The following is a 15,376-nucleotide window of genomic DNA, read 5'->3' on the forward strand; positions in this document are numbered from 1 at the left end:
CTCCCACATGGGTTCGGTGTTCGCTTGAGTTAGTGGCCGTGGCTTCTGCCCACATGCGAAGGCTCGGCCTCGCTGGCCGCAATCCCGCCGCTGACTTCCAACTGCTGCAAGATCCCGCACTGGTTCCCACCGCCGCAACGTTGGCGCAGGTCCAGCAGTTGCTCCTGCAAGGCCAACAACCCGTCGATCCGCGCTTTCACATGGTGGATATGCTCGTCGATCAACGCATTCACGCTTTCGCACTGGTCCTGGGGGCTGTCGCGCAGCCCCAGCAGGCTGCGGATCTCTTCGAGGGTCATGTCCAGGCTGCGGCAGTTGCGGATAAAGGTCAGCCGCTCGGTGTGCGCCTGGGTGTACACGCGATAGTTGCCGTCGGTGCGGGCCGGGGGCGGCAGCAGGTTTTCCTTCTCGTAATAACGGATGGTTTCCACCGGGCAATCGGTGAGTTTGGCCAGTTCGCCGATCTTCATCGCAGCAATCTCCAAATGGGTGCTTGACCCTATAGTGGCTACAGGGTCTTTACTTGGCAACAGGCACCTTTACGGACGCGACCTGATGAGCCACTCCATTCATACCCCGCACAAGCACGACCACAAGCATGATCACGATCACGATCACGATCACGATCACGATCACGCTCATGACCACGGCCATGATCATAAACATGACCATGGGCCCGCCAAACTCACGCCTGTGGATAACCACGGCCATTCCGGCTCCTGCTGCTCTGGCGCTGCCGGGCCTGCCATCGTGACCCTGAGCGAGGCGCCCACCGCCGGCTCGCGCCTGAGCACCTTCCGCATCGAAGCCATGGACTGCCCCACCGAGCAGACGCTGATCCAGAACAAACTGGGCAAGCTCGCCGGCGTGCAGCAACTGGAATTCAACCTGATCAACCGCATCCTCGGCGTCACCCATGACCTGCCGAACACTGCGCCGATCATTGAGGCAATCAAGTCCATCGGCATGCAGGCCGACCCTATCGAAGAAGGCAGCCCCGCCGCCGCGCCGCCTGCCAAGAAGCATTGGTGGCCGTTGGCGGTGTCGGGCGTGGGCGCCCTGGGGGCCGAAGTGCTGCACTTTACCGGCGTGGCACCCACCTGGGTGATTGCGCTGGTGGCATTGGTGTCGATCCTCAGCGGCGGCCTTACCACCTACAAGAAGGGCTGGATTGCCCTGAAGAACTTCAACCTCAATATCAACGCCTTGATGAGCATCGCGGTGACGGGCGCGATCCTGATTGGCCAGTGGCCGGAAGCGGCAATGGTGATGTTCCTGTTCACCGTGGCCGAGTTGATCGAGGCCAAATCCCTGGACCGGGCGCGCAACGCCATCAGCGGCCTGATGCAGATGACCCCCGAACAGGCCACGGTGCGCCAGGCCGACGGTTCCTGGCTGGAACAAGAGGTCAAAAGCATTGATCTTGGCGCGATTGTGCGGGTAAAGCCCGGCGAGCGCATCGGCCTTGACGGTGAGGTCACGGCCGGCCAGTCCACCATCGACCAGGCACCGATCACCGGGGAAAGCCTGCCGATTGAGAAAACCGTGGGCGATAAAGTCTTTGCCGGCACCATCAACCAGGCCGGTTCCCTGGAGTACAAGGTCACCGCAGCGGCGAACAATTCGACCCTGGCGCGAATCATCCACGCCGTGGAGCAGGCTCAAGGCGCACGCGCACCGACCCAGCGGTTTGTCGACAGCTTCTCCAAGGTCTACACCCCGGCCGTCTTCCTGTTTGCCCTCGGTGTGGCGGTGATTCCGCCGCTGTTCATGGCGGGCGTGTGGTTTGACTGGATCTACCGCGCCCTCGTGTTGCTGGTAGTGGCCTGCCCTTGTGCCTTGGTGATCTCCACCCCGGTGACCATTGTCAGCGGCCTGGCGGCGGCAGCGCGCAAAGGCATCCTGATCAAGGGCGGCGTATACCTGGAGGGCGGCTACAAGCTCGATTACCTGGCCCTCGACAAAACCGGCACCATCACCCATGGCAAACCGGTGCAAACCGACTATCTGCCGCTGTTCCCGAATATCGAAGACAGCGCGCCGGCCCTGGCTGCCAGCTTGGCATCGCGCTCTGACCACCCGGTGTCCCTGGCCATTGCCAACGCGGCTGTGGATAAAAACCTGTCGACTCACGCTGTGGATAACTTCGAAGCCCTGGCCGGGCGCGGTGTGCGGGGTGATATCAACGGCCAGACCTATCACCTGGGTAACCACCGCCTGGTGGAAGACCTCGGCCTGTGTTCCGAGGCTCTTGAAGAAAAACTCTTCGCCCTGGAAAAACAAGGCAAGTCCGTGGTGTTGCTGCTGGACAAGTCCGGCCCGCTCGCGCTGTTTGCCGTGGCCGACACGGTCAAGGAGAGCAGCCGCGAAGCCATCCAGCAATTGCACGACCTGGGCATCAAGACCCTGATGCTCACCGGCGACAACACCCACACTGCCCAGGCCATTGCGGCCCAGGTCGGTATCGACCAGGCTCAGGGCGACCTGTTGCCCACCGACAAACTGCAAGCCATCGAAACCCTCTACGGCCAGGGCCATCGGGTGGGTATGGTCGGTGACGGCATCAACGACGCCCCGGCCCTGGCCCGTGCCGAGATCGGCTTTGCCATGGCCGCAGCGGGCACCGACACCGCCATCGAGACCGCCGACGTGGCGCTGATGGACGATGATTTGCGCAAGATTCCGGCTTTCATTCGGTTGTCGCGGCAAACGTCGAGTATCCTCAAGCAGAACATCGCCCTGGCGCTGGTGATCAAGGCGATCTTCCTGGCCGTCACGTTCATGGGCATGGCGACCATGTGGATGGCGGTCTTCGCCGACATGGGCGTGAGCCTGCTGGTGGTGTTCAATGGCCTGCGCCTGGTGCGCAAATAGCGGATGAGAGGGTGGTGTGCTGAGTGCTGAGTTAAAGGCGTTTTTCATGGTCGCCCGCCTGGGCAGCATTACCCAGGCGGCGAAGAAACTCGGCCTGAGCCAGCCCACGGTGACCACCCAGATTCGCAACCTGGAAAGCCAATACGGCGTCGAATTGTTCTACCGGGGCGGCCGCCGTCTCACCGTCAGCGACGAAGGCGCGCGGCTATTGCCGATGGTCAAGGCGCTGTTGCAGCAGGAAGCGGATATCGAGTTTTTCCTGCGCAACAACGGCCAGGTCCAGGGCGCGTTGAGGATTGCCGCGACGGCGCCGTATTACATCCTCGATCTGGTCAAAGCCTTTCGCGAGCGCCTGCCCCAGGTGGACGTGTCGGTGGAAATCGGCAACTCCCAGCAGGTGCTTGAGGCGTTGGACGATTACCGCGTCGATGTCGCGGCCTCATCACAATTGCTGGAAGATGCCCGGCTGATCCGCCGCGTGCTGGGCACGGACCCGCTGGTGCTGGCGGTGCACCGCAATCACCCGTTGGCCAAGCTTGATCATGTACCGTTGAGCGCGCTTATCGGGCATACCTTGCTGATGCGTGAAGCGGGCTCCACCACCCGCCGGCTGACGGAAGAGATGTTGAAGAACGCCGGCGTGGGGTACGGGCCGTTGCTGGAGATTGGCAGCCGTGAGTCGATTCGCGAGGCGGTACTGCGCAATATCGGCATCAGCATCATCGCCCGCCAGGAAGTGCCCCATGACCCGCAATTGCGCGTGCTGACCATCGAGAATGCGCCGCAGATTCCGGAGTATCTGTATTGCCTCAAGGAAAGAAAAAACGCCCGGTTGCCGGCGGCGTTCCTTGGCTTGGCTCAGGAAATGTCACCCCTCTGAATTTTTCGCTGGCTTTGAGGGCCTCTTCGCGAGCAAGCCCGCTCCCACATTTGATCGCGTTCCCACATGAGAATGCGGTCAACCTGTGGGAGCGGGCTTGCTCGCGAAGGCGGTAGACCAGGCAACTCATTACCATGAGTCCTACACAAATCCACCAATACCACTATCACCTCCTTTTGCCTTTCTGCCACACCAGCTACGCATTGCTCCCCTAGCATGGCCTTCATCCGTTCGATGAGGTGCCACCATGCACACAGCCCTGACCCAACCCGGCGCACCGATGAAAGTGCGCGCAATCCAGAAACGCTTTGGCGCGTTCACCGCGCTGGACAACGTCTCCCTGGACGTCGCCGCCGGCGAGCTGGTGTGCCTGCTGGGCCCTTCCGGTTGTGGCAAGACCACACTGCTGCGCTGCATCGCCGGCCTGGAGCGCCAGGACAGCGGTGAGCTTTACCTGGGCGAGCGGGACGTGTCGCTGCTGCCACCCCAGGCGCGGGACTACGGCATCCTGTTCCAGTCCTACGCGTTGTTTCCCAACCTCAGCGTTGAAGCGAACATCGGCTACGGCCTCACCGGCAGCGGCCGCGATGAAGTGCGCAAGCGGGTCGCGCAGATGCTCGAACTGGTCGGCCTGGTGGGCAGCGAAAAGAAGTACCCCGGCCAACTCTCCGGCGGCCAGCAACAGCGCGTCGCCCTGGCCCGCGCACTGGCGCCGGCGCCGTCGTTATTGCTGTTGGATGAGCCGATGTCGGCCCTCGATGCCCGGGTGCGCGAGCACCTGTGCACTGAACTGCGCCAACTGCAGCGGCGCCTGGGCATCACCACCTTGATGGTGACCCACAACCAGGACGAAGCCATGTTGATGGCCGACCGTATCGCCGTGATGAACAACGGCAAGGTCGAGCAGTACGCCACGCCCCAGGAAATCTACGACCGCCCGGCCACGCCGTTCGTGGCGGAGTTTGTCGGCCAGGGCAACTGGTTGCCGTTCAGCCGTAACAGCGCCAGCCATGCCCAGGTGGGCGGGTTGAACATGCGCCTGGCTGAGGACGCGGGTGTCGCCCAATCGGGCCGCTTGTTCTGCCGCCCGGAAGCCATTTGCGTCAACCCGCCGGTGCATGAAGAAAACCTGTTCCCGGCCAAGGTTCGCGAGATCACCTTCCTCGGCAACCGCTGTCGCATGAGCTTTGAGCTGGAGCAGTTGCCAGGCCATCCGTTGCTGGCGGAACTGGCGCCGGAAGCCATGCCGCGCCTGGGCGCCCAGGACATCTGGGTGGCGTTGCCGCCGCGCAGCCTGCAGGTGTTTGCCTGAGATGGGGGCGGTGATGACATTGCCGGTACCGCGTCAGGTGTCCCGCGCCGAGTGGGGCGACCGCCTCTTTGTGGTCGGCGGCAAATGGCTCTGGCTGGGCCTGTTGGTGGTGGCGGTGCTGTTGCCGCTGTTGGCGATTTTCTGGCGCGGCTTCAGCAGCGAAGCCGGGCAGGGCGGTGGCCTGGTAGCCGCGCGCGAACTGTTGAGCAGCGCCAACTTCCACTGGTTGCTGGGCAATAGCCTGAAAGTTTCCCTCAGCGTGGCGGCCATCGTCGTGCCGCTGGCCTACTTGTTTGCCTATGCCCTGCAACGCACGCTGATCCCAGGCAAGTCCATCTGGCGCGGCCTGTCATTGCTGCCATTGATGGCGCCGTCGATGCTGCCGGGCATTGCCCTGGTCTATCTGTTCGGCAACCAGGGCCTGCTGCGCGGCTTGTTCTCGGAGAATATCTACGGTTTCTGGGGCATTGTGCTCGGTGAGGTGATTTACACCTTTCCCCATGCCTTGATGATTTTGCTGTCGGCGTTGTCCCTGGCGGATGCGCGCTTGTTCGACGCCGCTTCGAGCATGGGCGCCAGCCCGGCCCGGGCGTTTCGCAGCATTACCTGGCCGGCCACGCGCCAGGCGGTGTTCGCTGCGTTTTGCCTGGTGTTCACCCTGACCATCACCGACTTTGGGGTGCCGGTGGTGGTGGGCGGCGATTATCAGGTGCTGGCGCTGGAGGCCTACAAGGCCGTGGTGGGCCAGCAACAGTTCGGTCGCGGCGCGTTGATCGGCATGGTGTTGCTGCTGCCGGCGCTGTTCAGCTTTGGCGTAGATGCCTGGTTGCGCCGTCGGCATGGCGACGCGATGAGCGGCCGCGCCCAGGTGTTCCAGCCAGCGCCATCGCGGCTGCGCGACGGGTGCTACCTGGCCATCGTGCTGCTGATCTGCGCGGCGTTGCTGCTGGTGTTCGGCATGGCGGTGTACTCCTCGCTGGTGAAATTCTGGCCGTACAACCTGTCGCTGTCGCTCAACCACTACCAGTTCGAAGACACCGCCGGCGGCGGCTGGCTGGCCTATCGCAACAGCCTCACCATGGCGTTGTGCACGGCGTTGATCGGCAGCGTGCTGATCTTCACTGGCGCTTACCTGATGGAAAAGACCAAGGGCCAGAAGAACCTCAACCTGGCACTGCGCATGCTCAGCTTCGTGCCGATGGCCGTGCCGGGCCTGGTCCTGGGGCTGGGCTACGTGTTCTTCTTCAACCTCAACGGCAACCCGCTGCATGTGTTGTACGGCAGCATGGCGTTGCTGGTGGTGTGCACCATTGCCCACTACCTGACCACCGCGCAGATGACCGCGACCACCGCGTTGCGCCAACTGGACGCCGAGTTCGAAGCCGCCGCGCTGTCCCTCAAGGCGCCGCTGTACCGCCACTATCTGCGCGTCACGGTGCCGATCTGCCTGCCGGCGCTGCTGGACATCCTGCGCTACCTGTTTGTGTCGGCGATGACCACCGTGTCCGCCGCGATCTTCCTCTACAGCCCCGACACCATCCTCGCCGCCGTCGCCGTGCTGAACATGGACGACGCCGGCAATGTGGGCGGCGCGGCGGCCATGTCGACCCTGATCCTGTTCACCTCGGCCAGCGTCTCGCTGCTGCTGGCGTGGGCCTCACGTGGCGCGCTGCGCCGCTCCCAAGCCTGGCGCCAGCGCGCACCCGGCCAATAAAACATCCCTGAAGGAGGTGCTCCATGTTCAAGCCCCTGGCGCTGGTCGCTGCAGTTCTCACGGCATTCAGCCTGAATGCCTTCGCCAAGACCGAGTTGACGGTGTACACGGCCCTTGAAGCCGAGCAATTGAAGACCTACAAAAAAGCCTTCGAACAGGCCAACCCCGACGTCGAGATCAAGTGGGTGCGCGACTCCACCGGCATCATCACCGCCAAACTGCTGGCCGAGAAAGATCGCCCCCAGGCTGACGTGGTATGGGGCCTGGCCGCCTCCAGCCTGGCGATCCTCGATCAGCAAGGCATGCTCGACAACTACGCGCCCAAGGACCTGGACAAGATCGGCAAAAACTACCGCGACGCCGCCAACCCTCCGGCCTGGGTCGGCATGGACGTGTGGGCCGCCACCATCTGCTTCAACACCGTCGAAGCCGAGAAGCAGGGCCTCACCAAACCGGTGAGCTGGCAGGACCTGACCAAGCCCGAATACAAGGGCAAGATCGTGATGCCCAACCCGGCGTCATCGGGCACTGGTTTCCTGGATGTCAGCGCCTGGCTCCAGACCTTCGGCGAGAAGCAAGGCTGGCAGTACATGGACGACTTGCACCAGAACATCGGCCAGTACGTTCACTCCGGCTCCAAGCCGTGCAAGTTGGCGGCCTCCGGTGAGTTCCCGATTGGTATTTCCTTTGAATACCCGGCGGTTCAGCTCAAGCGCCAGGGCGCGCCGCTGGACATCATCCTGCCCAAGGAAGGCCTGGGCTGGGACATTGAAGCCACCGCTGTGATCAAAGGCACGGCCCATGCCGACGCGGCGAAAAAACTCGCTGACTTCTCCGCCAGCAGCGCGGCGATGGACCTGTACAAGGACAACTTCGCCGTGCTCGCCCAACCGGGAATCGCCAAGCCACAGACCGAATTGCCGGCGGACTATGAGCAGCGGTTGATCAAGAACGACTTTGTCTGGGCTTCCAAGAACCGTGACAGCATCCTGGCCGAATGGCGTAAGCGTTATGACGGCAAGTCGGAAAAACAGTAACCGATCGTTCCCACGCTCCGCGTGGTAACGCCGCTCTGGACGCTCCGCGTCCGCTTTTGAAGGTCGTGACGCGGAGCGTCACCGGATGAATTCCCACGCGGAGCGCGGGAACCAGAGGACAGTATGAGTAGTGATCTGTTAGTCGTCGGCGCCGGAATCCTCGGCCTCTCCCACGCCTATGCCGCCGCCAAACGCGGCCTCAAGGTCAAGGTGTTCGAGCGCAGCGCCACGCCATTGGGCGCCTCAGTGCGCAACTTCGGCCAGGCCCTGGTCACCGGCCAACCACCAGGGCCCATGCTGGACCTGGCGCGGGAAAGCCGCGAAATCTGGGGCCAGTGGGCGCAAGCGGCGGGTATTGCGCTCAAACGCAATGGCGCCTACCTGTTCGCCCGTACCGAAGCCGAAGAACATCTACTCGAAGCCTTCTGCGCCGGGCGCGCGCGGGAGCACGGCTACAACGTCGAGCTGCTGCAAGGCGCTGCCATGAACGACCTGTACGCCGGCCAGTTCCGCCATCACCGCGCCGCGCTGCATGGCAAGGACGACCAGCAACTGTATTCCCGCGAAGCCATACCGGCGCTGATCCATTACCTGAGCCAGGCGCTGAACGTGGAGTTTCATTTCTCCACCCTGGTGCGCGAGGTGGAACCGGGCCAGTTGCACAGCACGGCGGGCAGCTTTCGCGGCGAGCAGATCATCGTCTGCTCCGGCCACGATTATCAGACCCTGCTGGCCGACGCCATCGCCGCGCTCAACCCGCAAACCTGTCGCCTGCAAATGCTGCGCGCCCGGCCGGTGCTCAATCTGAACCTGCAACATGCCTTGCTCACCGGCTTAAGCTGCGTGCACTACGGCGCCTTTGCCGACCTGCCGGAAGCGGCCGCGGTGCAGGCGCAGATCCTGCGTGAAACGCCGTACCTGCACGAGCACGGCATTCACCTGTTGATCAGCCCAACGCCCCATGGTGAGTTGATCATCGGTGACTCCCACCATTACGACAGCGATCCGTCGCCCTTCAACGCCGAGCAGGTGGATGACTGGCTGATCGAATTGGCGCAACAGACCCTGGGTTGCAAGGTCCAGGTAGTCGAGCGCTGGCAGGGCGTCTACGGTTCGCGCGGGCCTGGGCCGTTTTCGTTTGTGCAGGTGGCACCCGGCGTCAGCGCTGCCTTGATGCACACCGGCGTAGGGATGAGCGTGGGGCCGGCGATGGCAGAGCGTAATATCAACACGTTGTGGGGCGCGACGCGATGAACCCGGAACAGGCGATTGCCCAGGTGTTTGGCTTGTACGAGCAGCATGGCACGGCTGACTACATCGGCGAGCCAGTGTCGCAGCTCGAGCACATGTCCCAGGCCGCGCAATTGGCCATGGCCGAAGGGTTTGACGACGAGGTGGTGCTGGCGGCGTTCTTCCACGACATCGGCCACCTTTGCAGCCAGGGCGGCGCGAACATGGGCGGTTATGGCGTGGTCAGCCACGAGCGACTGGGCGCCGATTACCTGCGCCGCGCAGGCTTCAGCGAACGCCTGGCCAAATTGGTGGAATACCACGTGCAGGCCAAGCGTTACCTGACCTTCAGCCAGCCGGACTATTTCGCCCGCTTGAGCCAAGCCAGCCGTCGCACCCTGGGTTACCAGGGCGGCGTGATGAGCGCCGAAGAGGCCAGGGCCTTTGAGCAAGACCCGTTGTACGCCGTGAGTTTGCGTATGCGCCACTGGGACGAGCAGGCCAAGCAAACGCAGGTGCCGGTGTTGGATCTGCAACTGCTCAAAGCCATGGCCGCCCGACTACTGGCCGCGTAGACAGGCCTTACACACATCGCAGATACGCCGCCTGGAGCCTCGATAGCCGCCGCACTAAGGTGCTTGCTTCTTAGCCAAGGGAGCAACGCAGATGCGCTATTTAAAGGTTGTTGCACAGGATCAAACGGGAGATGGCCGGGCGAATACGGTGCGGCTTCAGTTCTACCAAAGTACGCCACGCAATCAGGACGAGTTGCTCAATGAGGCCGTGGCCTATGACTTCACCTCAGACGCAAAAGTCGATTACAGCAGAGGAGACGTTACCAATGACGGTCAGGAAAACAGTCTTGATCGAGCGTTGTTGGATCAATTTGCCAATGCCTATTTGAAGATCAATTGGGTGAATCGCGGCGCCAATACCCGGCTTTACATGAAGATATTTTCCGAAGACTTCTATAAAGACGGCACCCCCGACACCGTGCGCCTGCACTTGCATAAAGGCCCAGGGCTGCTGAGTTCGGACGCTCAGGTGTCTTGGAGCGCCGCCTATGATTTTGATAACAACGGTGAACTTGAGTGGAACATTCACGCCGACATCAACTGCGATGGCGTCATCGATGAAGTTGATAAGCACTTGGTCCAGCAATTGGCTGAGCTTTATTTGAAGTTCAATTGGCACACACCTGAGCCCTTCGACGCCAAGGTTGTGGATATCAAGGCACATTGATCAGTAAGCAAAAGACAACCCTATTTGACGCTGCTTACTGAGCGCTCAAGGCACGAGCCCCGGTTCATTCAGTTGCACCGACAATGCCTCGACCTGCTCCTGACGCTCGGCCTGGCTCAGTTTGGCGTGGGGGTTGAGGGACGACCATTGCGGATAGGCGCGGGCCTTGTGCAAGGCGTCCGGCAGCTTGCCTTCGCGCCAGGTTTTGTCCTGGGGCGTATCGACCTTGATGCTGTGCATCGCCGCATGCCCGCGCAGGTTCAGGGCCTTGAGCAGTTGGCGTTGGCGCAGGGCGAGCAGGCGCAGCACGCTGTCATCGACGGTGAGTTCGCGTTGGCCCTTGATCTTGCCCATCAGGCGGCTGCCATAGCTGCGCGCGGTTTGCAGCGCACCGCCGGCAATCGCGCCTGCCAGGGCAGCAGCGCCCAGCGTCAGGCCGCCGACCAGCAGATCCACGCCCGCACCGGCCGCTGCACCGGCGGCGATCCCGCCACCCACGCGCACGCCCAGTTGCTTGAGGGTTTCAGGGTTGAACAGGTCGTCGCCCCAGCGCCCGTCCAGCAGTGGCAAGTCGCTGGCGGCGGCGTCCTGTGGGCGGAAGCCGAACAGTTTGAGCAGGGCTTCGACGCACTTTTGCTCGCGCTGGCGCACGGCCTTGCGTAAATCACTGATGGCCTGGGGCTCATCTTCGGTGGTCACACTGCGACGGCAGGCGGCACAGTCGATCAGCAACTCGGCGATCAGCCGTGCCGCGCTTTGCTGGCGAGCCTGGCGCTGGGCTTCTTGATCGAGGATCAGGCGTTCCAGCTGGGGGCGGGCGTTTTCCAGCAGCAGGGCCAGGCTTTCATACAGGCGGCGTTCGCCGTCTTCGGGCGGTGCCACGCTGTCGAAACGCACCAGCGCATGCAGGCCGAGGCGTGCCAGGGCTTCGCGCCAGTCCGGTTCGCGGTGGTCGCTGCTGCTGACGAAGTTGAGCACCGGCAACAACGGCTTGCCACAACTGGCCAGCACTTGCAGCTCGTCGCGGTACTTGGCCAGCACCGGTTCCCGGGCGTCGATTACGTACAGGCCGGCATCCGAGGCGAGCAATTGGCGCAGCACCTTGGCTTCCTGTTCGAAACGCTGGCGCGCTTCACTGCCCTCCAGGAAACGCGCCAGCCGCGCAGGGCCATCCAGGCGTTCGCCGGGGCGGTCGAGGCGTTCCAGGTAATCGAGCAGGGCGATGGCGTCTTCCAGACCGGGGGTGTCGTACAGCTCCAGCAAGGCTTCGCCATCCACCGACAACCGTGCACCTTCCACATGCCGCGTGGTGCTGGGGCGATGGGACACTTCGCCAAAGCCGACATCGCGGGTGAGGGTGCGCAGCAGTGAGGTTTTGCCCACGTTGGTGTGGCCGACCACAGCGAGTTTCAGCGGTTTAGTCATGACCGGTCTCCAGCCAGCTTAGCGGCGCGCAATCGGCAAACGACACCTCAAGTTGTTGCAGCGCGGCATGCCAGTCGCCCAGGCGCTCGGCGTCCAGCGCCTGGCCCGGTGGCGCCTGCAGCAGCCATACGCGGGTGTCGCTGGCGCTGCGTGCCAGCTCGGCGATCAGCGCCAGGCTGCCACGGTCGGGCGAGCGGCGCGGGTCACAGGCAATGGCCAGGCGCGCGGGTGGGAAACGGCTGAGTTGTTCCAGCAATTTGTTGCGTGATTCGCGGCTGTCGAGGATGCCGGCATTCTTGACGTTGGCGGGCAGTTTGGGCGGCCACGGGTGTTGGTCGTCGAGTTCGATGGCGACCAGTAACGCACCGTCGCTCTCCAGTTCGCTCACGCCGCCGCTGACCTGGTGCAGGTGCTCGGGCGCCACATCGTTGACCCCAAGGCGCTCGCTGCTGGGCATCAGGCGTTCGCGCAGTTGGGCGTAACCGGGCAGGTTGAGGTCCAGGCGCAACGCTGCGCGCCCGCGTTTCCATCGCCACAGGCACAGCAGGGCGAGGATCAACCGCGGCAGCAGGCCGTAGACCAGCAACACGCCCACCAGCCAGGCGGCCCAGGCTTGGCGGGCGCTTTCGATATTCAGCGCGGAGTCGCCGCTGGCGCGGATCATCTCAACGGTGGGCACATTGAAACCGAGCAGCGCCGGGAGTGTGCCGAGGGCCTGGGTCACGGCGACAAAGGTATCGGCGCCGAGAATGGTGGTTTCCCACACAAACCCGTAGCGGCGGGTGGCGAGCAGGGTCAGCAGGATCACCAGGGCGCTGAGCAAGGCCAGCAACCACAAGCTGTTGACCAGCACCCCCACCGCCCAGCGATTGAGTTTTTGCCGTTGCAGCAACAGCAACAACGCCGGCGCCAGTTGCGCGGCCTTGGCGTCACGCGCCAGTTTCTCGCTGAGCCACAACCACAGCCGGCCAAGGCTGGCGCTGTGTTCACCGGCAAACAGCAGGCCCAGGGCCCAACTTATCAGCAAGATCAGGTTCAGGCCGAGCAGGCTGCCCAAGGCCCAGAACACATTCACCGGGGCCAGGCCATTGCCCAGCGCGGCGAACGCCAAACCGGCGCCGCTGATGACGGCGACCACCGCCAGTAACACCAGCGCCAGGCGTGCGCCTTGCAGCCAGCGGCTGAGCGCGGCGGCCAAACCATCGCGTTCGGCCAGGTGCAGCGCACGCTGCTGGATGCGCGAGGGCAGGTCGCCCCCGGCGGTGCGGGCCAGGCGGTTGGCTTCCAGGTCTTCCAGGGGGCCGGCGTGTTCTTCACGCAGGCGCACGGTTTCTGTCAGCCAAAGTCTGTGCAGCGGGTTCAGTGCAGTCACGCGCCGTCCTGTCGTGTTGATGAGGTTGGAGCATAACCGCTGGCTCGCCGCTCTGGTATTCTCGTCGCCATGAAAAAAACTCTCCCTTTAAGCCTGATCGCAGCCCTCGGTGAAAACCGTGTGATCGGCGTCGACAACAGCATGCCCTGGCATTTGCCGGGGGATTTCAAATATTTCAAGGCCACCACGCTCGGCAAGCCGATCATCATGGGGCGCAAGACCTGGGACTCCCTGGGCCGACCGCTGCCGGGGCGCTTGAACCTGGTGGTCAGCCGTCAGACCGATCTGCGGCTTGAAGGTGCGCAAGTGTTTCCGTCACTTGAAGCGGCAGTCGAGCGCGCTGAGGAGTGGGCCAAGGCCCAAGGCGTGGACGAACTGATGCTGATCGGCGGCGCACAATTGTATGCGCAGGGGCTGGAACAGGCCGATCGCTTGTACCTGACCCGCGTGGCGCTGAGCCCGGAAGGGGATGCGTGGTTTCCAGAGTTTGATAGGAACCAGTGGAAGCTGGTGTCGAATGTAGAGAATCCAGCCGAAGGTGACAAGCCGGCCTACACCTTCGAAGTGTGGGAGCGTAACTAGTGTAGGAGCGAGCTTGCTCGCGAAGATCATCAACGATGACGCGGGCATTCTGAATGAACGCGGCGCCCTCTGGTTCTTCGCGAGCAAGCTCGCTCCTACAGGTTATAAGCCTTTAGGCCTGCGCTAACTCGGCATGCTCATCGGCATCCAGCAACGCTTTATCCGTCTGCCCCATGATCTGGCTGGTAATCGCCCCGGCCGTCATCGAACCATTCACGTTCAACGCCGTGCGGCCCATGTCGATCAGCGGCTCCACGGAAATCAACAGCGCCACCAGTGACACCGGCAAGCCCATGGCCGGCAGCACGATCAGCGCGGCAAAGGTCGCACCGCCGCCGACGCCGGCAACGCCCGCCGAACTCAAGGTCACAATCGCCACCAAGGTCGCGATCCACAGCGGGTCCAGCGGGTTGATGCCCACGGTCGGCGCGACCATCACCGCCAACATCGCAGGGTAAAGACCGGCGCAACCGTTCTGGCCGATGGTCGCGCCAAACGAGGCAGCGAAACCGGCGATGGATTGCGGGATGCCCAGGCGACGGGTCTGCGCTTCAATGCTCAGCGGGATGCTTGCAGCGCTGGAGCGGCTGGTGAAGGCGAAGGTCAGCACCGGCCACACCTTGCGGAAGAAGCGCAGCGGGTTGATCCCGGCCAGGGACAGCAGCAGGCCGTGCACCACGAACATCAGGCCCAGGGCCAGGTACGACACCACGACGAAACTGCCCAGCTTGATGATGTCTTGCAGGTTGGAGCCGGCGACCACTTTGGTCATCAGCGCCAGCACACCATAAGGGGTCAGCTTCATCACCAGGCGCACCAGGCGCATCACCCAGGCTTGCAGGGTGTCGATGGCGTTAAGGACTTTCTGGCCTTTTTCCACGTCGTCCTTGAGCAGTTGCAGCGCGGCAACCCCAAGGAACGCGGCGAAAATCACCACGCTGATGATCGACGTCGGCTTGGCCCGGGCCAGGTCGGCGAACGGGTTGGCCGGTACGAACGAAAGCAGCAACTGCGGGATATTCAGGTCGGCGACCTTGCCGGCGTAATCACTCTGGATCACTTGCAGGCGCGCCATTTCCTGGGTGCCGGCCACCAGGCCTTCGGCGGTGAGGCCGAACAGGTTGGTCAGGCCGATGCCGATCAGCGCCGCGATGGCCGTGGTGAACAGCAGCGTGCCGATGGTCAGGAAGCTGATCTTGCCCAGGGACGAGGCGTTGTGCAGGCGCGCCACGGCACTGAGGATCGAGGCGAACACCAGCGGGATCACGATCATTTGCAGCAGTTGCACATAGCCGTTGCCGACCAGGTCAAACCAGCCGATGGAGGCTTTGAGTACCGGGTTACCGTCGCCATAGATCGTGTGCAACGCCGCGCCGAACAGCACGCCCAGCACCAGGGCGAACAGCACCTTCTTGGCCAGGCTCCAGTTAGTACGGCGGGTTTGTGCCAGGCCCAGCAACAGGGCCACGAACACCAATAAATTGAGAATCAGGGGCAGATTCATTGAAGCTCCGTTGAGAAGGCAGCCAATCGCGTGAGCCTGCGATTGCGAACCGGGAAGCCTAACAGCTTGAAATATATTGATTTAATACCGATATGGAATGGCGACTGTCGTTTTTGGAATAAGCGTTTGACGCTCAGGCGTATGCCCTTGGCGTGATCACGACGTCCTTGGTCGTGCTCGGGCGATAACTGTCATACGGATTTG

The 15,376-nt window shown here is 62.9% G+C and carries 13 protein-coding genes; 9 read left to right on the forward strand and 4 right to left on the reverse strand.

The window, feature by feature from the left end:
* Positions 1-29: 29 nt before the first annotated feature.
* On the reverse strand, positions 30-470 hold the full coding sequence (gene cadR, locus CRN80_RS10550; RefSeq protein WP_003195185.1) for a Cd(II)/Pb(II)-responsive transcriptional regulator: 441 nt from the start codon (positions 468-470) through the stop codon (positions 30-32).
* Positions 471-555: 85 nt separating this feature from the next.
* Here cadR and CRN80_RS10555 point away from each other — a divergent pair, with 85 nt between their 5' ends.
* The 8 genes from CRN80_RS10555 to CRN80_RS10590 all read left to right on the forward strand — a co-directional run bounded on the left by CRN80_RS10555 (position 556) and on the right by CRN80_RS10590 (position 10,289).
* The gene (locus CRN80_RS10555) at positions 556-2,874 is read left to right on the forward strand and encodes a heavy metal translocating P-type ATPase (RefSeq protein WP_098950106.1); all 2,319 of its coding nucleotides are present in this window, start codon (positions 556-558) and stop codon (positions 2,872-2,874) included.
* A 16-nt stretch (positions 2,875-2,890) separates the two neighbouring features.
* A complete protein-coding gene (locus CRN80_RS10560) occupies positions 2,891-3,754 on the forward strand; it encodes a LysR family transcriptional regulator (RefSeq protein ID WP_098950107.1) in 864 nt (287 codons plus the stop codon).
* A 247-nt stretch (positions 3,755-4,001) separates the two neighbouring features.
* Positions 4,002-5,066 (forward strand): putative 2-aminoethylphosphonate ABC transporter ATP-binding protein, encoded by a 1,065-nt coding sequence (locus CRN80_RS10565; protein ID WP_003195180.1) that lies wholly within the window; start codon positions 4,002-4,004, stop codon positions 5,064-5,066.
* Position 5,067: 1 nt separating this feature from the next.
* Positions 5,068-6,780, forward strand: a complete 1,713-nt coding sequence (locus tag CRN80_RS10570; protein ID WP_014720359.1) for a putative 2-aminoethylphosphonate ABC transporter permease subunit — start codon at positions 5,068-5,070, stop codon at positions 6,778-6,780.
* Between the two features lie 23 nt (positions 6,781-6,803).
* Complete coding sequence (locus tag CRN80_RS10575) at positions 6,804-7,817, forward strand: putative 2-aminoethylphosphonate ABC transporter substrate-binding protein (protein WP_098950108.1); 1,014 nt, start codon at positions 6,804-6,806, stop codon at positions 7,815-7,817.
* A 123-nt stretch (positions 7,818-7,940) separates the two neighbouring features.
* Complete coding sequence (locus tag CRN80_RS10580; protein ID WP_098950109.1) at positions 7,941-9,071, forward strand: TIGR03364 family FAD-dependent oxidoreductase; 1,131 nt, start codon at positions 7,941-7,943, stop codon at positions 9,069-9,071.
* The gene (locus CRN80_RS10585) at positions 9,068-9,622 is read left to right on the forward strand and encodes a phosphonate degradation HD-domain oxygenase (RefSeq protein WP_098950110.1); all 555 of its coding nucleotides are present in this window, start codon (positions 9,068-9,070) and stop codon (positions 9,620-9,622) included. The genes CRN80_RS10580 and CRN80_RS10585 overlap by 4 nt, the downstream gene beginning before the upstream one ends.
* 91 nt (positions 9,623-9,713) lie before the next feature.
* Positions 9,714-10,289 (forward strand): hypothetical protein, encoded by a 576-nt coding sequence (locus CRN80_RS10590; RefSeq protein ID WP_032894668.1) that lies wholly within the window; start codon positions 9,714-9,716, stop codon positions 10,287-10,289.
* A gap of 45 nt (positions 10,290-10,334) precedes the next feature.
* On the opposite strand, the gene CRN80_RS10595 is transcribed toward CRN80_RS10590, so the two are convergent.
* Positions 10,335-11,714 carry a DUF3482 domain-containing protein gene (locus tag CRN80_RS10595; RefSeq protein WP_098950111.1) on the reverse strand — a complete coding sequence of 460 codons (1,380 nt, stop codon included), beginning with the start codon at positions 11,712-11,714 and terminating at the stop codon, positions 10,335-10,337.
* Complete coding sequence (locus CRN80_RS10600) at positions 11,707-13,086, reverse strand: DUF2868 domain-containing protein (protein WP_098950112.1); 1,380 nt, start codon at positions 13,084-13,086, stop codon at positions 11,707-11,709. Before CRN80_RS10600 ends, CRN80_RS10595 begins: the two co-directional genes overlap by 8 nt.
* A gap of 69 nt (positions 13,087-13,155) precedes the next feature.
* On the opposite strand from CRN80_RS10600, the gene CRN80_RS10605 reads away from it, so the two are divergent.
* The gene (locus tag CRN80_RS10605) at positions 13,156-13,668 is read left to right on the forward strand and encodes a dihydrofolate reductase (RefSeq protein WP_098950113.1); all 513 of its coding nucleotides are present in this window, start codon (positions 13,156-13,158) and stop codon (positions 13,666-13,668) included.
* Between the two features lie 112 nt (positions 13,669-13,780).
* Here CRN80_RS10605 and CRN80_RS10610 read toward each other — a convergent pair whose 3' ends face one another.
* Positions 13,781-15,172: an L-cystine transporter gene (locus CRN80_RS10610; RefSeq protein ID WP_054917031.1), complete on the reverse strand. Its 1,392-nt coding sequence runs from the start codon at positions 15,170-15,172 to the stop codon at positions 13,781-13,783.
* Between the last annotated feature and the right edge of the window lie 204 nt (positions 15,173-15,376).

Origin of the sequence: Pseudomonas sp. FDAARGOS_380, assembly GCF_002591235.1 — a bacterium.
GTDB lineage: Bacteria > Pseudomonadota > Gammaproteobacteria > Pseudomonadales > Pseudomonadaceae > Aquipseudomonas > Aquipseudomonas salmasensis.